Source organism: Aestuariibacter sp. GS-14 (assembly GCF_006494365.1).
Lineage (GTDB): Bacteria > Pseudomonadota > Gammaproteobacteria > Enterobacterales > Alteromonadaceae > Alteromonas > Alteromonas mangrovi.
Genome location: NZ_VHIP01000003.1, coordinates 285,342 through 303,555, shown reverse-complemented (window position 1 = coordinate 303,555; position 18,214 = coordinate 285,342). Strand labels below are relative to the sequence as shown.

General features: G+C 45.5%; 20 protein-coding genes. 13 read left to right on the top strand and 7 right to left on the bottom strand.

The window, feature by feature from the left end; genetic code table 11:
- Position 1: 1 nt before the first annotated feature.
- From FJ444_RS07330 to FJ444_RS07305, 6 genes are all read right to left on the bottom strand, one after another.
- On the bottom strand, positions 2 to 673 hold the full coding sequence (locus tag FJ444_RS07330; RefSeq protein WP_140957373.1) for a TenA family transcriptional regulator: 672 nt from the start codon (positions 671 to 673) through the stop codon (positions 2 to 4).
- A 2-nt stretch (positions 674 to 675) separates the two neighbouring features.
- The gene (locus FJ444_RS07325; RefSeq protein WP_140957371.1) at positions 676 to 2,115 is read right to left on the bottom strand and encodes an AMP-binding protein; all 1,440 of its coding nucleotides are present in this window, start codon (positions 2,113 to 2,115) and stop codon (positions 676 to 678) included.
- The gene (locus FJ444_RS07320) at positions 2,108 to 2,797 is read right to left on the bottom strand and encodes a thermostable hemolysin (protein WP_140957369.1); all 690 of its coding nucleotides are present in this window, start codon (positions 2,795 to 2,797) and stop codon (positions 2,108 to 2,110) included. The genes FJ444_RS07325 and FJ444_RS07320 overlap by 8 nt, the downstream gene beginning before the upstream one ends.
- A gap of 157 nt (positions 2,798 to 2,954) precedes the next feature.
- On the bottom strand, positions 2,955 to 3,380 hold the full coding sequence (locus FJ444_RS07315; RefSeq protein WP_140957368.1) for a universal stress protein: 426 nt from the start codon (positions 3,378 to 3,380) through the stop codon (positions 2,955 to 2,957).
- Positions 3,381 to 3,462: 82 nt separating this feature from the next.
- Positions 3,463 to 5,100: an FMN-binding glutamate synthase family protein gene (locus FJ444_RS07310; RefSeq protein WP_370298018.1), complete on the bottom strand. Its 1,638-nt coding sequence runs from the start codon at positions 5,098 to 5,100 to the stop codon at positions 3,463 to 3,465.
- A gap of 1 nt (position 5,101) precedes the next feature.
- Positions 5,102 to 5,986 carry a cation diffusion facilitator family transporter gene (locus FJ444_RS07305; protein ID WP_255439066.1) on the bottom strand — a complete coding sequence of 295 codons (885 nt, stop codon included), beginning with the start codon at positions 5,984 to 5,986 and terminating at the stop codon, positions 5,102 to 5,104.
- Between the two features lie 262 nt (positions 5,987 to 6,248).
- Here FJ444_RS07305 and FJ444_RS07300 point away from each other — a divergent pair, with 262 nt between their 5' ends.
- From FJ444_RS07300 to bfr (FJ444_RS07285), 4 genes are all read left to right on the top strand, one after another.
- On the top strand, positions 6,249 to 6,740 hold the full coding sequence (locus tag FJ444_RS07300; protein ID WP_140957366.1) for a hypothetical protein: 492 nt from the start codon (positions 6,249 to 6,251) through the stop codon (positions 6,738 to 6,740).
- 190 nt (positions 6,741 to 6,930) lie between these two features.
- Entirely contained in the window at positions 6,931 to 8,514 is a 1,584-nt protein-coding gene (locus FJ444_RS07295; protein ID WP_140957364.1) for a cation:proton antiporter family protein, read from the top strand.
- Positions 8,515 to 8,631: 117 nt separating this feature from the next.
- Entirely contained in the window at positions 8,632 to 9,108 is a 477-nt protein-coding gene (gene bfr / locus FJ444_RS07290; protein WP_140957362.1) for a bacterioferritin, read from the top strand.
- Positions 9,108 to 9,575, top strand: a complete 468-nt coding sequence (gene bfr / locus FJ444_RS07285; RefSeq protein WP_140957360.1) for a bacterioferritin — start codon at positions 9,108 to 9,110, stop codon at positions 9,573 to 9,575. Before bfr (FJ444_RS07290) ends, bfr (FJ444_RS07285) begins: the two co-directional genes overlap by 1 nt.
- A 73-nt stretch (positions 9,576 to 9,648) precedes the next feature.
- Here bfr (FJ444_RS07285) and FJ444_RS07280 read toward each other — a convergent pair whose 3' ends face one another.
- Complete coding sequence (locus tag FJ444_RS07280; protein WP_140957358.1) at positions 9,649 to 10,068, bottom strand: hypothetical protein; 420 nt, start codon at positions 10,066 to 10,068, stop codon at positions 9,649 to 9,651.
- Positions 10,069 to 10,351: 283 nt separating this feature from the next.
- Here FJ444_RS07280 and ccoN point away from each other — a divergent pair, with 283 nt between their 5' ends.
- The 9 genes from ccoN to fnr all read left to right on the top strand — a co-directional run bounded on the left by ccoN (position 10,352) and on the right by fnr (position 18,159).
- On the top strand, positions 10,352 to 11,785 hold the full coding sequence (ccoN, locus tag FJ444_RS07275) for a cytochrome-c oxidase, cbb3-type subunit I (protein WP_140957356.1): 1,434 nt from the start codon (positions 10,352 to 10,354) through the stop codon (positions 11,783 to 11,785).
- Between the two features lie 13 nt (positions 11,786 to 11,798).
- Positions 11,799 to 12,404, top strand: coding sequence for a cytochrome-c oxidase, cbb3-type subunit II (gene ccoO / locus FJ444_RS07270; protein ID WP_140957354.1), 606 nt, complete (start codon positions 11,799 to 11,801; stop codon positions 12,402 to 12,404).
- Between the two features lies 1 nt (position 12,405).
- Entirely contained in the window at positions 12,406 to 12,576 is a 171-nt protein-coding gene (locus FJ444_RS07265) for a CcoQ/FixQ family Cbb3-type cytochrome c oxidase assembly chaperone (RefSeq protein ID WP_140957352.1), read from the top strand.
- 5 nt (positions 12,577 to 12,581) lie between these two features.
- The gene (gene ccoP / locus FJ444_RS07260) at positions 12,582 to 13,538 is read left to right on the top strand and encodes a cytochrome-c oxidase, cbb3-type subunit III (protein WP_140957350.1); all 957 of its coding nucleotides are present in this window, start codon (positions 12,582 to 12,584) and stop codon (positions 13,536 to 13,538) included.
- Positions 13,539 to 13,633: 95 nt separating this feature from the next.
- The gene (locus tag FJ444_RS07255) at positions 13,634 to 14,125 is read left to right on the top strand and encodes a FixH family protein (protein ID WP_140957348.1); all 492 of its coding nucleotides are present in this window, start codon (positions 13,634 to 13,636) and stop codon (positions 14,123 to 14,125) included.
- On the top strand, positions 14,126 to 16,501 hold the full coding sequence (locus tag FJ444_RS07250) for a heavy metal translocating P-type ATPase (RefSeq protein ID WP_140957346.1): 2,376 nt from the start codon (positions 14,126 to 14,128) through the stop codon (positions 16,499 to 16,501).
- A 9-nt stretch (positions 16,502 to 16,510) separates the two neighbouring features.
- Positions 16,511 to 16,732: a cbb3-type cytochrome oxidase assembly protein CcoS gene (gene ccoS / locus FJ444_RS07245; RefSeq protein WP_140957344.1), complete on the top strand. Its 222-nt coding sequence runs from the start codon at positions 16,511 to 16,513 to the stop codon at positions 16,730 to 16,732.
- Positions 16,725 to 17,393 (top strand): sulfite exporter TauE/SafE family protein, encoded by a 669-nt coding sequence (locus FJ444_RS07240; RefSeq protein WP_140957342.1) that lies wholly within the window; start codon positions 16,725 to 16,727, stop codon positions 17,391 to 17,393. Before ccoS ends, FJ444_RS07240 begins: the two co-directional genes overlap by 8 nt.
- A 28-nt stretch (positions 17,394 to 17,421) precedes the next feature.
- Positions 17,422 to 18,159 carry a fumarate/nitrate reduction transcriptional regulator Fnr gene (gene fnr, locus FJ444_RS07235; protein ID WP_140957340.1) on the top strand — a complete coding sequence of 246 codons (738 nt, stop codon included), beginning with the start codon at positions 17,422 to 17,424 and terminating at the stop codon, positions 18,157 to 18,159.
- Positions 18,160 to 18,214: the final 55 nt, after the last annotated feature.

Here is an 18,214-nt window from a genome sequence, read left to right as displayed (position 1 = left end):
CTTATGCGGCCATCGGTAAACCGTGCTGGTTATCCAGTTCACGGAATATACCGGCATAAAGACGGTAGAACATTTTAGCACTGTGAATAATGCATGCCTGTTCTTGTTCATCTGTGATCTTGTTCATCAGATTTTCAAAGAAGACAATGTGTTCCTGATCCAGTGCACCGTGAGATGTTAAATAACTGAACGCCTTTTTGGGTAACGCCAGTGTTGTTGCAATTTGTCTTGCCGCACTGTCTGCGATGGTTATGCTGGTACCTTCCAGCACAAACACCATGCCAAAAAAGGCCAGTGGATTATTACGGGTTACTGTGTCGTAAGCGTAGGCAACCATTAGCTCAGTTGAAGCCGCTGGTTTACTGTGCCTTGCTGCTTCTTTATTAGCGCCACATGCTGCCAGGTCGTTGAGGATCCATTCCTGATGGCCCATTTCTTCTTCAATGTATTCGCCAATTGCTACGCGTAACCACTCCTGATCATCACGTAACCTGCTGCCTGTTGCCATCAGCAAAGGTACTGTGTGTTTAACGTGATGATATGCCTGTTTTAAAAAAGCTACATAATCATCAATTGAAATATCACCATTAAAAACCCGTTGAAAAATCGGGCTCGACAACAGGTATTCCCGTTCCGCTTTTGTTTCATTGTTCAGTGTTTGATAAAAAGTCATATCTACTCCTGTTTGTACTGCTTGAAGTACATCGGACTGATTGTCCCATCATAAAATTCAGAAATGGCTGTTCTTACTGGCTTACCCGTTGCGGTAAGACACCCATTTTGCGGTGAAGGTAGTTCTGGAAATGCTTCCCAAACAAATACCCTTGCGTAATCCGGTAAGCGTTCATTTACCGTATGAAAAATTGCATCGACATAGCGCCTGTCTATATTTGGCGACGCCAATGAATAGAGCGCAGTTAAATAGGGTTTGGCATCGCCAAGTACCACAATGTGCTGAAATGCCCCGGTGGCAAACAGTTCTGCCTCTATCCACTCGGGCGAAATATTTCTGCCCCAGGAATTAATTAACAGGTGTTTACGCCGGCCACTAACATGCAGGAATCCATTTTCACAGAACCCCAGATCGCCGGTAGCCACCTTGTCAGGATAAAAAGAATCAGCGTCGTTCAAATAACCCAGAAAATGACTGCCAGACACAACAATTTCTTCGGCTACAATCTCCACCTGATTGTGAGCCAGGCAATACCCCACGGCAGAATCATTCTGCTGAGCGGGTGTATTCAGGGCAACAACTGAACAGCATTCAGACAACCCATACCCCTGAAAAACAGGCAGTCCAAGGTGTCTGGCTTTCGACAACAACTGCGATGAGACCAGCCCACCGCCAACCGCAATAAAAGCCAGTGATGAGGGTGGTTGCCAACCGTTGCTGGCAGCAACCACTAAAAATTGCAACAATTCAGGTACCAGTATGAGTGTATTGGGCTGCTCAGTGGATATCAGAGTCAGTAACGTCTGGGGATTCACCAGCCTACTTCCCTCAAATCCTCGCTCTTGTGCGCTAGCCAATACAATCTGACCGCCACTTAGCAGTGGGCTGTAAATTCCAGCAATATTTTCCAGTAGTAAACTCAGTGGTAATACTGCCAAATGCTTCACTTTTGGAATGTCTACCGCTTTTGCTAGAGATTGCGCCACAGTCAACTGCGACTGTGCAGATAAACACACGCCCTTGGGCTGCCCGGTTGACCCCGAAGTAAACGTTATTTTTGAAGTCCCGTCTGGAATCAATGCTGTGTTATGTTGATTGTGACGTTCGGTAACACTGGCAAAAAAACCGGTTTCAGGATTAACGAGAGTTCGTTCGCTAATAACATATTGAATATCGGCACTGGTAAAAAGATGATCTTGCTGTGCAGCAGAAAAAAATGCTGGAACAGGAACAAGTACACAATTGGCCATCTGACACGCTAAATCAAAGAAGACCCACTCCAAACCGTTATCAGCAATGATTGCAAAACGTTGCGCATTAAGCTGCTTTATATACTGTGCACGTGATAACACTGCTTCATACAAATGCGCATAAGTCACTTGAGTGGATGCTGTGCTAAGCGCAACATCATTATTTACGTCAAAAGGATAGGTATTAAGCATGGCGTAACCACCGCAGTTGAGACGCAATGGTGGACGCCGCGGGTTGCTGAGCCCGATCAATATCGGTAAGACGCGGGTTGTTTTTTACTACTGCTGAAACTCGCGCCAGGTCAAGCAACATTACTGTTGGACCAGCCTGGTAATAGCTTCCCCATTCAGCCGCTTTACCGTCCAGCTTCTCAGGACTAGCCGGGCAAATTGCTGAAGCTTGTAAACCATAGCGCATAAAGAGTGCCTGAACACGCGTAGTTGCGGTAAATAATGCATAGGTAAAACCAGCTTCGAGCAGCGCTTTAACGGTTGTCAGTAATAAAGGTAATGTGTAGGCGTGAGATTCACTGTATAAATTGCCAATTTCGGCAACCTTACCTTCAACATCTTGAATTCCTTGGGCTGCAAGGGTCTCAGTTAATCCACTGTCAAGGTAACGCGTAACCAACATATCAGTAGTTTGGGTACGCAAACCCAGTACAGAATGAATATTCTGCGCTCTTGCTGTTACCAGCAAGGGCAAAAAATCCTGCACATCTGCGCGATACCACTGGTAGAACCCTTTGCGGATAAATTCTTGTACCTGATGGCGGCATGAAGCATGCCTATCACACCCTATCACATCTACAGAAGGTATCGATGTGCTTAAAGGGTGAAACTGCAGAGCATTAGCATTAAACGCATTCATCATGTATCAGTCCAACGGAATTTCAGAACATGATGAAAAGATAATCGCGAAAACTTAACGGAACATTAAGAATAAAAATAATTTTAAAAAATAAAAAAAGGCAGTGAATGGTTGGGAATTCACTGCCTAAATACAGGCGACACAATGCCCGCCTGGCAACTTATACTTTTACCGCCAGTAAATCACATTCAATGCCGTGCAGCACGGAACTGGCGGTAGAACCTAACAACAACTGCACACCACTTTGACCGTGTGTTCCCAACACAATTAAGTCAGCGTTGAGCTTTTTGGCTACCAGGTGAATTTCCTCTGCGGCAGAACCAATTGCAACCTGTACGTGGGTGCGCGGCACGCCATGACCATCGGCGATCCTTTCTAATTTCTTTTGCGCCTGCTCGCGCACTTCTTCAGAAAAATCACGTTCAAGGAACAAACCATAAGGCTCGAAATTCGTCTGCGGATACGCTACATATATCAGGTTAAGCTTTGCAGGTGCCCCCGCTACGGCCAATGCTTTTTCTACAACGGCTTCATGCTCGTTTGAGAACACATCTATTGCTACCAAAACGCAGTTATAACCACTCATAATCAGCCTCCTTATGGCTGTTTTCTGTAATGTCAGTATAGAATAGCGGCAATCAATTACTGTTGATTTTAATCAATATTTGCTAATTACTATTCACTGATTGGGTACTATTTTCAACCTGAGCCAAAATATTGACCGGCTTAAACGATGCAGCAGATGCTTCTTTTATATGCAATGCATAATGCGATGGCACATCGTCGCTATAAAAGCTACCGGGTTGAATAAGCGGAAATATTTCATCGTAACGTTTAACCGTTTCCTGATTAACCCGCCTAAAGATATGAGTGCGAGTCAGTTCACTGGCTGAGCGATGCCCGGTTGACGATAAAATATCTACCATTGCCTTCACGGTTTTGTGATGGAAATTGGCTACCCGTACACTTTTATCTTTAACATCCAGCCCTTTAAACAGCTTTGGATCCTGTGTGGCAACACCTGTTGGGCAGGTATTAGTATGACAGGACAATGACTGTACACACCCTAATGCCAGCATCATTCCTCTCGCACTGTTACATACATCGGCGCCCAACGACAGATTTTTAACCATATGAAACGCCGTAATGATTTTTCCCGACGCAATAATTTTAATCTTGTCTCGTATCCCAAATCCCACCAGACAATCATCAACAAATGCCAACGCGTCCCTTAACGGAAATCCAATTGAATTTGAATATTCCAAAGGTGCTGCACCGGTGCCACCTTCTCCGCCATCAACCGTAATAAAGTCAGGCATAATGCCGGTTTGTTTCATGGCTTTGCACACTGCAATAAATTCACTCTTGCGGCCTATAGCCAGTTTAAATCCTACTGGTTTACCACCACTGAGTTCACGTAGCTGTTTAACAAAATCAAGCAGGCCAACAGGTGTACTAAAAGCACTGTGAGTAGGTGGCGAAATAACATCTGTTGCCACGGGGACGTCGCGGATTGCTGCGATCTCCGGGGTGTTTTTGTGTGCAGGCAAAATACCGCCATGACCAGGCTTTGCGCCCTGACTTAATTTTATTTCAATCATTTTTACGGCAGGCAAACGTGCTTTTTCCTGAAATGTTAGCGGATTAAATGTGCCATCTTTATTCCGGCACCCAAAATAGCCGGTACCAATCTGCCAAACAATGTCGCCACCGTTTTCCAAATGATAAGGCGTTAACCCGCCCTCGCCAGTATTCTGGTAAAACCCGCCTAACTTCGCACCTTTATTTAGCGCGAGCACTGCGTGCTTGCTCAAACTACCAAAACTCATGGCCGAAATGTTCAACAAGCTGGCGTTATAAGGCTGAGTGCACTCCGGACCGCCAATTTTTACTCTGGGATCATCATCCAGTTCTTCTACGTTTAATGCAGATAGAGAATGCCCTATCCATTCGTAGCCTGATTCATAGGTATCCAACTGAGTGCCAAACGGTACCGTGTCTAAACTGTTCTTTGCCCGCTGATACACGATGGAGCGAAACATCCGGCTGATTGGTTTGCCACTGGTTTCTGTTTCTAGCAGGTATTGCTGAACGAATGGCCTTAGCTCTTCTATTATCCAACGCAAACGGCCTACAAGAGGAAAATTAGCGAGCAACGAATGACGTTTTTGGAAGGCATCGTGAAGTGTTAATGCCAACAATAGGGCAAATACTCCAACTACCCATTCAAATCCCTGATAAGTAAATGCCAGCAGAAGTGATGCTAACAGTCCCATACCAACAATAAACAATACTCTGTTTCTCACATTAACTCCGGTCAGATAACTCATCGGGTTCAATGTGTATCACAACATCATTAAGCTCGATATGCTTTTTGAGATAGTCTTCGAATTCATGGGCAAGCTTGTGGGCCTGCGTAACCGTTAAGTGTGGCGAGACAATGAGCGTTAGATCCGCGTTGATGTGCTCGCCCATTCTTCTGCTGCGTACTTCCGCAACCCGGGCAATATCGTTAAAGTCGCTGGTATACCGGGATAGCGTTTCAACCGAAAGCGATTTGTCATTGGCGTTAGCGTCAACCAGCACTGGGAGTGCCTGATTAAACAGTTCCCATGCCAAATGCGCAACCAACAAAGCCACTCCCAGGCAAAAAACAGTATCCAACCAATACCACCCTGAAGCGGCAAGTTGCCAGCCCACCAGTACCGCTACCGATGTGAGCACGTCACTAAGTGTATGTTTGGCATCGGCTGCCAATAATTCAGACCGAAGGAATTTGGCCTTGCCCATTTGCCAGCGACTCAGCAGAAAATTCACCGCAATCGCGAGTATTAACAATACCAGGCCAGTAATGTTTTGCTCTACAGGATTACCATGATGTTCAATGGCGTAAATCACCAATTCAAGCGACACCACCGACAGTAAAACAGCCAACAGAAAAATAGCCAGGTATTCAAATTTCTGATGTCCGTAGGGATGGGAATGATCGGGTGGTTTCTGGCTGATTCGAATGGCAACAAAAGCAATTACGTTGTTGAAGAGATCCGTTAAGGAATGCAGCGCATCGGCCAGAATGACTGAGGAGTGAGTAATTATTCCTACCGAAAGTTTTGTCAGGGTCATTAACAGATTGACACAACCTTCAATAATCAACACCCGTTTAATCGCTGAAAACCGCTCAGTTTTATTCACATAATACCCAATGAGTTAATTAAAAAGCTTCAAAAGCACGCAACTGTACCTCATTTTACTGCACCGACCAGTACGAATCGTGTTTGATTTTTGACAATTTTGCACATTTTGTGTCAAAAGTTTGACTTTTGTAGTATTGCATGTACAAATATTCAACAGTACTATAACGCAGAATTTCGGCAATTTGTCGATAGTCCAATAATAATATCCATATAAACCAACCTGATCGCTGTTTGAATCCGGTATAAAAAAGTGCGCTAAAATGGAAAAATTAGAAACAGTTAAGAGCTTAGTCAGAGCCAATAACTATAAAAACAATGATGTTACCTATAAGCAGTGCCTTGACATGGGCGTATCGGTAAACAGGGTTGGATTGGAAATATTTGCGCGTAAATTACGTGCAATGGATCGTGCTGAAGAAATTGAAGCACATAAAAACCACTCCATGCAGTATAGCCAGTCTCAACGGCTTCATGGCGAATCGATGCTATCGTTTGAGAAATCGTCTATCGAATACGGTAGCGGATATCAACGACCTTCCTCAGGCTCGGTAGCAGAACTTAAGAAAGTATCCAATATCGCGAATCTGGAATCCCGACGAAAAATGCCTGGGTACAGCCCGTCGGAGCGAAAAAAGGAAATCACCTTTGAGCTCGGCACAATTAAAGTGCGCGAATATGAATTATTGCAAGAACTCAATCTGCTTATAGCAGAAGAATCCCACGATAAATCCAAACAAGCAGCAACGTTTTAGTTTTGCTCTGAGGCTCACGCTTAACACATCATGTCACCAAGGGAACTGGTGACAGCTCACTCTCCTCAAATGTGTATTTAGCAGTTCTCCATGCTGATAAGTATCCTAAGTGCCCGCTCGGATAATTTTGCCAGCACCAAGTCTAACATGGTACTTTTGTGGCAAATCTGACTATCTCAATGTTGCGATAATGGAGTATATCTTTTTACTGTTTGCATTCATTTGCGGGCTTGGCGTGAAACTTATTGGCATTCCTCCACTGGTTGGCTACTTGGCGGCAGGTTTTTTACTTCATGCTCTGGGTTATTCAACCACACCAGCAATCACCACACTGGCCGATCTTGGTATTACAATAATGCTGTTTACCATCGGCCTTAAACTCAACATAAAGGATTTGTCTAAACGGGAAGTGTGGTTTGGCAGCATCGCCCATACTGTGTTGTGGGTAGCAGCCATTTCTGCCCTGTTAATTTTATTTGGCAGCCTGGCAGCAGCGGGATTTGGCGGACTTGATTGGCAGAGCGCAGCACTGATTGCGTTTGCACTGTCGTTTAGCAGCACAGTGTGTGTGGTTAAAGTACTGGAAGAAGCCGGCGAATCAAAAACGCGTCATGGCAAGCTGGCTATCGGTGTATTAGTCATGCAGGATATTTTTGCTGTGGTATTTCTGGTGGTTGCAACCGGTAAAATACCCAGTATATACGCACCATTGTTACTGCTGATTATCCCTGCTCTTCCATTGCTAAACCGCATTATCAATCAATCAGGGCATGGTGAATTGCTTCCCTTAACCGGTTTTATTTTTGCACTTGGTGGGTATCATCTGTTTGAATTAGTGCAGATAAAAGGCGACCTGGGTGCACTGATATTCGGTCTGTTATTCGCCAAACATGCCAAAGCTACTGAAATGGCAAAATCCCTGTTGGCGTTTAAAGACCTGTTCCTGATCGGCTTTTTCCTGTCAATTGGATTAACCGCCCTCCCCAACCTTGAGATGCTGGGAATGGCGCTGATTATCACCCTGCTGCTACCCATTAAAATGTCGTTATTCTTCTGGCTGTTTACCCGGATGTCGTTGCGAGGACGTACCGCTTACCTTGGCGGATTAGTGTTATCCAATTACAGCGAATTTGGTTTGATTGTTGGCGCATTAGCCGTGAGTCTGGGAATGCTGGGTGATAACTGGCTTGTTGTTTTGGCAATATCAACCTCCCTGTCATTTGTGTTAACCAGCATTGTATATCGGTATTCGCATAGTATTTATCAACGTATCAAAGACACCGTGAAGCGCTTCGAGCGAGAGAAACGACTCAAAGAAGATATCTACCCGGTTATCGCCGACGCTAAAATCCTGGTGGTCGGGCTTGGTCGTGTTGGCATTGGTGCCTTTACCTCGCTCAATAAACTCATGGAACATCACGTGTGGGGAATGGATGCCGATCGCGTTAAAATTCAAAAGATGCGCAACGACGGCATGAATGTAATCACAGGTGATGGTGAGGATGTTGATTTGTGGGAAAACCTGGATATCCGGCACGTCGAATTGGTACTACTCGCCCTGCCTTCTATAGAAGACGCAATGAACATTAGCAAACAGCTAAAGAATGCTGGTTATCAGGGGAAAATAGCGGCCATTGCGCGTTACGAGGACGAGGTTGAAGCACTGTTAAACAATGGTGTGGATAAAGTATTTAACTTCTTTACCGAAGCGGGCTTAGGTTTTGCAGAGGAAAGTTTATCGCTGGTAAATTATCAGGTTAACCGTACCGAATAGTAACAAAGGCCAGACTAATAATTATTCTCATTAGTATATTGTTGTTTTTAAAGGAAAAACTTGATTTTTGGAGCAGTGAGGACTACACTTGCCCTATTCTACGGTGAGGAACGAACTATGAAAGGCGATAAATCCGTAATAGCCATTTTAAACGAAGTATTAACCTGCGAATTGACGTCGATCAATCAATACTTCCTTCATGCCCGGATGTTTAAAAACTGGGGCCTGAAAGAGCTCAACGAAAAGAACTACAAGAAGTCGATTAAAGACATGAAGCAAGCTGATGATCTCATTGAACGCATCTTGTTTTTAGAGGGTTTACCTAATCTTCAGGCTCTTGGCAAATTGTACATTGGTGAACACACAGTAGAAATGCTGTCGTGCGACCAAAAATTCCAGGAGGAACAACTTCCTCTACTTCGCAAAGCCATTGCGCTGTGCGAAGAAAAGCAGGATTACGTTAGCAGAGAACTGCTTGAGTCCATTCTGGAATACGAAGAAGAACACCTGGATTGGCTGGAAACTCAGTCTTATCAGATTGATAAACTAGGTGTAGAAAACTATCTGCAAGCACAAGTAATGGGAGACGACTAATGCAAGGTAATCAAAAAGTCCTGGAAGGTCTCAACGAACTGCTCGCTTACGAGCTTGCAGCGATGGACCAGTATTTTATTCATGCGCAAATGTACCTCGACTGGGGATTTAACAAACTGTACGAGCGCATCAATCACGAGTTTGATGACGAAAAAGGTCATGCAACCAAGCTTATTGATCGCATGTTAATGTTAGGCTTCGCCCCAGACATGACACAGCGCAGCGGATTCCAGGTAGGAAAAGACGTGCCTGAAATGCTGGAAAGTGATTTACGTGTTGAATATCACGTAGGCAACAAACTGAAAGAAGTAATTGCCATCAGTGAACAGGCCCAGGATTACGTTACCCGGGATATGCTGGTTGAGTTGCTGGACGACACAGAAGTTGATCACGCTCACTGGTTAGAGCAACAAATTAAACTTATCAAGGTACTCGGTCTGCAAAACTATCTACAGACGCAACTGTAGGTAGTTTCGAACCTGCCGGACGCCAGTGCCAGTCACTGGCGTTTTTATTTCTGTGATCACAATGTATGTGTGTTTAGCCTGATTGCTCAGTGGTAAACAAAATAGACACGGGTGACTCATTTTCATTAAATTGAATTTGTAATTGCCACTGCATGCGAGGCTCTGTGCAACTTCCCAACATAAACCAGCCTTCCCATTGACCGTGATCCTGCAGAGTAAGTTGAACAGGCACTACCCCCATAAACATATTCACGCCCTCTATTCGGGCTTGTTTAACGGTAAGTCCAACGGGCAAGGTGACGCTGATATCCAGTTGTTCTTCCGTAGTTAACAGTCCCGAAATATCCACTCGTACACGCCCTGCTGTCAGCATAAATTCACAATGATTTTCGGTTAAAATACACTGCGTATTTTCACTGTCGTTATTGTAGCTATTATTAATGGGAATAATACCCGTGGATATACTGGTTAAAATTCCTACGATTAGAAGCAAAACAATGGCTTGAATAAGTTTTACATGTCTATTTAATGTTAATTTTTTGTTCATTATTTTAACGTTATTGTTAAGCGTGGTTCTTCTTTATTGACAGAGATCAACCCGCCCTAGTTTATGGTATCTTTTTATTATTAAAAACCTTATTATCCGCGGTACCAACTGGTCTGGACGATAATAAGTCATACACTCCAGGCTCAGTGTTACGGCCGCAACCGTACCTGAAAATTCAAATTTTTGCAGTTGGAAACCCTTTTTATAAAGAAGTGGAAGATTCATTACAATGAGTGAAATAAGCCAAGCAAAGCCGGATTACAACTATAAAGTTGTACGGCAATTTACCATTATGACCATCATATGGGGTATTGTGGGAATGAGCCTTGGGGTATTTATTGCTGCGCAATTATTTGCCCCCGCGCTAAACTTCGATATTCCATGGTTAACCTATTCCCGCCTCCGTCCTCTGCACACCAACGCCGTAATTTTTGCTTTCGGTGGCTGTGCATTGTTCGCAACCTCTTACTACATTGTTCAGCGCACCTGTCAGGTACGTTTGTTCAGTGACAAACTTGCTGCATTTACCTTCTGGGGATGGCAAGCGGTAATCGTGGCTGCGGTAGCTACACTGCCCTTCGGTATTACCACCAGTAAGGAATACGCAGAATTAGAATGGCCAATCGACATTTTGATTGCATTAGTTTGGGTCGCATACATTATCAACTTCTTCGGAACGCTGGTAATTCGTCGTGTGTCGCATATCTATGTTGCCAACTGGTTCCTGGGTGCCTTTATGTTAACGGTTGCGGTGTTGCATATTGGTAATAGTATGGCTTTGCCTGTTTCATTCTTTAAGTCTTATTCGATTTATGCAGGTGCAGTAGATGCCATGATGCAGTGGTGGTACGGCCACAACGCGGTAGGTTTCTTCCTGACTGCAGGCTTCCTGGGTATGATGTACTACTTCGTACCTAAGCAAGCGGGTCGCCCTGTTTACTCATACCGTTTGTCAGTTGTTCACTTCTGGGCACTGATTTCACTGTATATCTGGGCTGGTCCTCACCACTTACACTACACAGCCCTGCCTGACTGGACTCAGTCTCTGGGTATGGTGATGTCTGTGATCCTGTTCGTTCCATCTTGGGGTGGTATGATCAACGGCATCATGACGCTGTCTGGCGCATGGCACAAACTGCGTACTGACCCTGTATTGCGTTTCCTGATTGTTTCTCTGTCTTTCTACGGTATGTCTACTTTCGAAGGCCCAATGATGGCAATCAAAACGGTAAACGCACTGTCTCACTACACAGACTGGACAGTAGGTCACGTTCACTCTGGTGCGTTGGGTTGGGTTGCAATGGTATCAATCGGTTCTGTTTACCACTTGATCCCTCACCTGTTCGGTCAGCAATCTATGTACAGTACCAAACTGGTTAACGTGCACTTCTGGTTCGCAACTATCGGTGTGGTTCTTTACATCGTAGCTATGTGGATGTCTGGTGTACTGCAAGGTCTGATGTGGCGCGCAGTTAATGCTGACGGTACATTAACTTACAGTTTCGTAGAGTCACTGGAAGCGTCTAAGCCTTTCTATGTTGTTCGCTTTGTGGGCGGTTTGTTTGTGGTTACCGGTATGTTAATCATGGCCTACAACACCTACAAAACTGTTCGTGCCCCCAAAGGTAGTCTGGTAGCTGAACCAGCCGGCCAGGCAGCATAAGGAGTCTAGACAGATGCGTAATCCACATGAATTAGTAGAAAAGAACGTTGGTCTTCTGACCATCCTTATCCTGGTTGCAATTAGCTTGGGTGCACTGGTGCAAATTACACCGCTGATGTTCCAACAGCAAACTATGGAGCCCGTTGAAGGCCTGAAGCCCTATACTGCTCTGCAACTGGAAGGTCGTGACCTGTATATCCGTGAAGGATGCGTGGGTTGTCACAGCCAGATGATTCGTCCTTTCCGTGCAGAGACCGAGCGTTATGGTCACTACAGCGTGGCAGGTGAATCAGTTTGGGAACACCCGTTTCTTTGGGGTTCTAAGCGTACCGGGCCAGATTTGGCGCGCGTTGGTGGCCGTTACAGTGATGAATGGCACCGTGTGCACCTGAGAAACCCTCGTGACGTGGTGCCTGAGTCAAACATGCCTGGTTTCCCTTGGTTAATGGAAAACACATTAACAGGTAAAGACACCGCTAAGAAGATGGAAGTACTTCGTGCTTTGGGCGTGCCATACACGGATGAAGACATCAATGGCGCGCAGGCGGCAGTAAAAGGCAAAACCGAAATGGAAGCCATTATTGCTTACCTTCAGTCTCTTGGCACATATTTGAAATAATATGGATCAGGGTACTGTAGGCAGCATTTTTACTGTCATCGTCTTTGTCATATTTATGGGCATTGTCTGGTGGGCATTTAGTAGTCGCAATAAGAAGAAGTTCGACGAAGCCGCTAACCTGGTATTTGCTGACGAAGACCAAGAAGAATCAAAGAAGAATAGCGGGAGTTAACACTCATGAGCATGTTTTGGACAATCTGGATCTCTGTGATAACACTGGGCTCCATTATTGGTACTTACCTGCTGTTACGTTGGAACTTAACCAACTACACAGGTCATCCAGAAGGCGAATCGATGGATCACGAATTCGACGGGATTGTGGAAATCAATAACCCACTCCCTCGCTGGTGGACCATTTTGTTTTACATCACCATTATATGGAGCTTTTTTTACCTTGCTCTGTATCCTGGTCTGGGCGCATTTGAAGGCTTCCTGGGCTGGAGAAGTTCTAACCAGAACATCCAGTCAATCGAAGAATCAGTGCAGGCTCGTGCTGACGCCAAACAAGAAGGTTTAATCGTTCAATACGATCGCGAACTGGACTATGCGGCAGAAAAGTTCGACCCAATCTTTGAAGCGTATTCACAAATCCCGGTTGAAGAACTGGCGAAAAACGAAGAAGCTGTAAAAGTTGGTCAACGTTTATTCATGCAGAACTGTTCACAGTGTCACGGTTCAGACGCTCGCGGTAACGCTGGCTTCCCTAACCTGACTGATAATGACTGGTTGTATGGCGGCACTGGCGATAAGATCAAAGAAACGCTGACCAATGGTCGTCAGGCAGCAATGCCAGCGTGGATTGATGCCATGGGCGAACAAGGTATTCAGGAGACAGTTGCTTATGTACTGAGCCTGAGTGGTCGTGAAATGAGCGAGAATCACGAAGCTCTGGCGTCGGCAGGACAACAGCGTTTCATGGTTTGTGCAGCCTGTCATGGTATGGACGGTAAAGGTAATCAAATGCTTGGCGCACCTAACCTTACCGACAATATCTGGTTGTACGGTGGCTCTGAGCGCGCAATCACCGAAACCCTGACTCATGGTCGCAACGGTGTAATGCCTTCGTTCAAGAAAACCCTGGGTGACAACAAAATCCACGTAGTTGCCAGCTACGTATACAGCTTGTCTCACTAATCAGGCATAAAATGATAAAGCCTCGTTTTTACGAGGCTTTTTTTATGCGACACTACTCAACATTCGTAATAGCACGCTCTTAGGTATTTTGATTCATGGAAAAATCAGACGTAAAACCCTGGTACAAACAATTTTGGCCCTGGTTCTTGATTGCCATCCCTACTTCGTCGTTCATCATGGGGTATTTCATTGTGAAATTTGCCACCAATACTCAGGACTCACTGGTAATCGATGACTATTACAAAGAGGGCAAAGCCTACAATGTCAACCACCAGAAGGTTGAAAATGCACGCAGACTTCGCATTATGACCGATTTGTCGATTAACGACGGTCAGATAGCACTGGAATTCCACAGTGGGATCCCACAAGAAGGTAATGCTCTAAAACTCAGTTTTTATCACGTTACGCTCGCCGAGCGGGATGTGTCATTGTTATTAACCCGCGACGCCAATGGTATTTATCGCGGCTTTGTAGAACAGGATTTACAAGGAAAATGGCGGGTAACATTAAGTCCTATGGACGACAGTTGGAAAGTTCAACAGGAAATTGGGCTACCACGCGCAGATAAAATTCGATTTGTACCCTAAATGACCAGTAAGACGCCCTGTTACCACTGCGGGCTCCCCGCAGAAAGCCCCAGCCCTTATCACGCCATAGTGTTAGGCAAATCAAGGGATATGTGTTGCCTTGGTTGCCAATCTGTTGCGGAAGCCATTGTGAGTAACGGCCTTGAAAACTACTATCAGTTTCGCACTGAACCTGCGGCTCAGGGTGAGTCAGAAATACTGGAAACCCTCGACAAGCTCTCTGTTTACGATGACCCTGCATTACAGGAAGATTTTGTTTATCAGGAAGGTAAACACAACCAGATTCAGCTTACTGTAGAAGGCATCACCTGCGCAGCCTGCGGCTGGTTAATTGAAAAGCAATTGGCCAAAGTAAGTGGTATCAGCCAGGTGGCTGTCAATGTTGCAGAACGTCGCGCCATGGTGACCTGGGAACCCAACAGTATAGCGTTGAGTGGGATCCTGAAAGCCCTTAAACGCATCGGTTATAAGGCGCTGCCCTTTCAGCCAGATCAACACGAAGCATCCTATGTAAGCGAACAAAAACAGTTTCTGAAAAAAGTGGGACTTGCCGGGCTCATGACCATGCAGGTTATGATGTTAATGACCGGCCTGTATTTTGATCTGTTTGGCAGTATAGAAGCCGAAACCCGACAGTATTTTTATTGGGTAGCCTTGGTTCTGACTACGCCAGTGGTGTTGTATTCCGGCAGTACGTTTTATTTGGGTGCAATAAAAGCGATCAGCGCTCGCACGGTGAATATGGATGTCCCTGTAACCCTCGCAATATTCGGTACTTATATCGCAGGTTTGAAGGCCACAATACTCCAAACCGGAGAAGTCTATTTCGAATCCATCTGCATGTTCATTTTCTTGTTATTGCTCAGTCGCTATCTTGAACATCGGTCACGCCACCAGGCAACCCAGATATCAGCCAACATGATGCAGTATATCCCGGTAACCGCACACCGCCTGGCTGCCGACGGACAAATCACCGATTGTTTGGCAAAACACCTGCAAACAGGCGATATCGTAATTGTAAAGCCGGGTGAAACCATTCCGGTAGATGGTGTAATAACAGATGGCGTAAGCGCCATCGATGAATCTATGCTTACCGGCGAATTTGAGCCTGTTACCAAGCAGCCCCAATCCACGGTATTCGGCGGGACGGTGAATCAACAAAGCACCCTTACCGTGGAAGTAAAACAGCCACTCAAACACGCGTTGGTGAATCAGATTATTCGCTTACAATCCAGCGCAATGGCCAATAAACCCAAAGTGGCACAAATGGCTGATACCTTCTCGCGGTATTTTGTTATTGCCGTACTGGTAGTGTCGGGCGCCGCCTTTGCTTACTGGTATTGGCAGGGTAACGACGACGCTTTTTGGATAGCAATAGCCGTACTGGTAGCAACCTGCCCTTGTGCGTTGGGGTTGGCAACCCCTTCTGCCCTTACCTGTGCAATGGCAAGGTTAAACAAGCAAGGTGTATTACTTAAGCGTGCAGATGCCCTTGAACAACTCACCACTATAGATACTATTGCGCTGGATAAAACCGGCACTTTAACCGCGGGCGAATTCAGTTTACAGCAGTGTTGGGTCACCGAGGGTATTTCAGAAGCCGATGTAATGCAGGTCGCAGCAAGTCTCGAAGCCCGTTCCGAGCATCCAATCAGTAACGCTTTTCAATCTGAAATGCTCCTTCCGGTAAGCGACTTTGATGTAACAGCCGGTGGAGGCATAAGCGGTACAGTGTTAGGTCGTAAATGGATGATGGGATCGGCCAGTTTTACTGGTGTGTCACCCGTTACCATTGCAGAAAACGCCAACGTATTCTTAACGTCAAACGGTAACTGTATTGCGGCATTTTTGGTGAGTGATAGTTTAAAACCAGGCACAGCCGAAACGCTCGAAGCGCTCAGTGCCATGCAATTAGTACTGCTAAGCGGCGACAATCAGCACAACGTAGATGCTATTGCACATAAGTTACCTATTCATCAGGCGTATGGGGGCCTTACCCCCGAACAAAAATACCGCCATGTTCAGGCGCTCCAGGCAAAAGGACATAAAGTACTGATGTTAGGCGACGGCATCAATGATGCGCCTGTGCTGGCCAGTGCAGATGTCTCCCTGGCGGTAGGTAACGCCACCGACGTAGCCCGGAATGCCGCAGATGTTGTGTTGCTTAGCGACTCACTCAGCATGGTTCCACCGTTACTGAAGTTAGCAAACCAAACACGCCAGAAAATACGACAGAATATTTTGTGGGCGGTTGGTTATAACCTGCTGATCCTGCCATTTGCCGTTTCGGGCCTGTTATTACCCTGGATGGCGGTGATTGGTATGTCACTTAGTAGTATTATTGTAGTTACCAATTCTACCCGATTGTTAAAATAAGAGTGTATTGTGAGCATTATTTACGTTCTGATCCCGTTAGCTATTCTATTGGTAGCGTTGGCTATCGGAATTTTCTTTTGGGCCGTGCGTTCCAACCAATTTCAGGATCTGGAAAGACAAGGCTACAGCATTTTGTTTGATGACGATTTAGCAGAAAGCAAACAACCAGTGAAGACTGAAAAGACAGAAGCTGCGTCTGGTATCACATCAAACCCAAACAAGCATGACTGACTTTTCGTTATTTTCTGCCTTTTTGGTGGGAATCGCGGGTTCAGTGCATTGTTTTGGCATGTGTGGTGGATTTGCTGGCGCCCTCACCGCGGCAATCCCTCAAGGAAAATCTCCCACACCGTTTGTGTTAAGCTATAACACTGGCAGGATCCTTAGTTACACGCTGGCGGGTGCCATTACCGGTGCATTGGGTAGCATTGCGCAAAGCTCGATGACATCGCTACTTTACGGTTTTAAGTTGTTCAGCGCCTTTATGCTGATTGCAATGGCACTCTATCTGGCACAGTGGTGGCGTGGTTTAGCCAGAATTGAATCGCTGGGTAAACAGTTATGGCAACATTTACAGCCGCTTTCGAGACGATTTTTACCTTTCAAATGTCCCCTATCAGCGCTGCCGTATGGCATAATCTGGGGTTGGTTACCCTGTGGTTTAGTATACTCCACGTTAACCTGGTCATTATCGGCCGGTACCGCATTACAGGGAGCCATGATAATGGCAGCGTTTGGCGTGGGTACGTTACCCGCGTTGCTTGCAGTAAGTTTTGGCGCTAACGGGTTACTTACTTTACTGCGTATGCCTAAAACGCGAACATTCATCGCGGTAACGTTAATTATATATGCGGTTTTCTTGATTTATCGCACTGTAAATAGTATTAGTTAGGCCTACGTTTACACGGAGACGTTGAGTTATGTCAAAAGGTTCAGAATTCTCTATTCACTGTCAGAGTTGCAGTTTTAGCCACTTGTGTTTGCCTGTCTCTCTGAATAAAACAGAGCTGGACTCTCTGGATGACATCATCGAGCGCAAAAAGCCGCTGCATAAGCACGACAAACTGGTAAAAGCGGGTGACAAATTTAATTCGTTGTTTGCGGTGCGTGCGGGCTCATTTAAGTCATTTGTGAGCAGCAAAGATGGTGAAGAACAGATCATCGGCTTCCATTTCCCTGGCGACATTATTGGTTTCGACGCGCTTCGCGAAAATACCCATCAAAGCTATACACAGGCGTTAGAAACCGCCATGGTATGCGAATTACCCTACGAAACCCTGGATAAAATGTCGGTGCAGTTTCCTAAATTGCGTCATCAAATCATGAGTTTCATGAGCGCTGAAATTAAACACGATCACGACCTCATGATGTTATTGAATAAACGCACAGCGGAAGAACGCCTTATTTATTTTCTGGCGCACTTATCCAAACGTTTTGAAGAACGCGGCTTTTCGCCGCGTCAGTTCAATCTGAGCATGACGCGCAACGAAATTGGTAATTACCTGGGATTAACAGTAGAAACCATCTCTCGTTTGCTCACGCGTTTTCAAAAAGAAGGCATTATTCAGGTTGACGGCAAACTCATCACCATTCTGGATTTTGAAGCCATGGATGCCAAGCTTCACAGTATGGATATTCCTACCATTGCAGTGGATTAACTTTCCGGGTTGATCCACCGCAACACCAAAAACTGGTGAAGATGGCACTCTGGAC

Coding starts and splice junctions, on each gene's coding strand:
- ccoP (WP_140957350.1), top strand. CDS start 12,582: ATGAGCATGTTTTGGACAATCTGGATCTCTGTGATAACACTGGGCTCC.
- FJ444_RS07250 (WP_140957346.1), top strand. CDS start 14,126: ATGACCAGTAAGACGCCCTGTTACCACTGCGGGCTCCCCGCAGAAAGC.
- FJ444_RS07325 (WP_140957371.1), bottom strand. CDS start 2,115: ATGCTTAATACCTATCCTTTTGACGTAAATAATGATGTTGCGCTTAGC.
- FJ444_RS07255 (WP_140957348.1), top strand. CDS start 13,634: ATGGAAAAATCAGACGTAAAACCCTGGTACAAACAATTTTGGCCCTGG.
- FJ444_RS07300 (WP_140957366.1), top strand. CDS start 6,249: ATGGAAAAATTAGAAACAGTTAAGAGCTTAGTCAGAGCCAATAACTAT.
- FJ444_RS07315 (WP_140957368.1), bottom strand. CDS start 3,380: ATGAGTGGTTATAACTGCGTTTTGGTAGCAATAGATGTGTTCTCAAAC.
- FJ444_RS07265 (WP_140957352.1), top strand. CDS start 12,406: ATGGATCAGGGTACTGTAGGCAGCATTTTTACTGTCATCGTCTTTGTC.
- bfr (WP_140957360.1), top strand. CDS start 9,108: ATGCAAGGTAATCAAAAAGTCCTGGAAGGTCTCAACGAACTGCTCGCT.
- FJ444_RS07320 (WP_140957369.1), bottom strand. CDS start 2,797: ATGATGAATGCGTTTAATGCTAATGCTCTGCAGTTTCACCCTTTAAGC.
- bfr (WP_140957362.1), top strand. CDS start 8,632: ATGAAAGGCGATAAATCCGTAATAGCCATTTTAAACGAAGTATTAACC.
- ccoN (WP_140957356.1), top strand. CDS start 10,352: ATGAGTGAAATAAGCCAAGCAAAGCCGGATTACAACTATAAAGTTGTA.
- FJ444_RS07330 (WP_140957373.1), bottom strand. CDS start 673: ATGACTTTTTATCAAACACTGAACAATGAAACAAAAGCGGAACGGGAA.
- FJ444_RS07240 (WP_140957342.1), top strand. CDS start 16,725: ATGACTGACTTTTCGTTATTTTCTGCCTTTTTGGTGGGAATCGCGGGT.
- fnr (WP_140957340.1), top strand. CDS start 17,422: ATGTCAAAAGGTTCAGAATTCTCTATTCACTGTCAGAGTTGCAGTTTT.
- FJ444_RS07295 (WP_140957364.1), top strand. CDS start 6,931: ATGGAGTATATCTTTTTACTGTTTGCATTCATTTGCGGGCTTGGCGTG.
- ccoO (WP_140957354.1), top strand. CDS start 11,799: ATGCGTAATCCACATGAATTAGTAGAAAAGAACGTTGGTCTTCTGACC.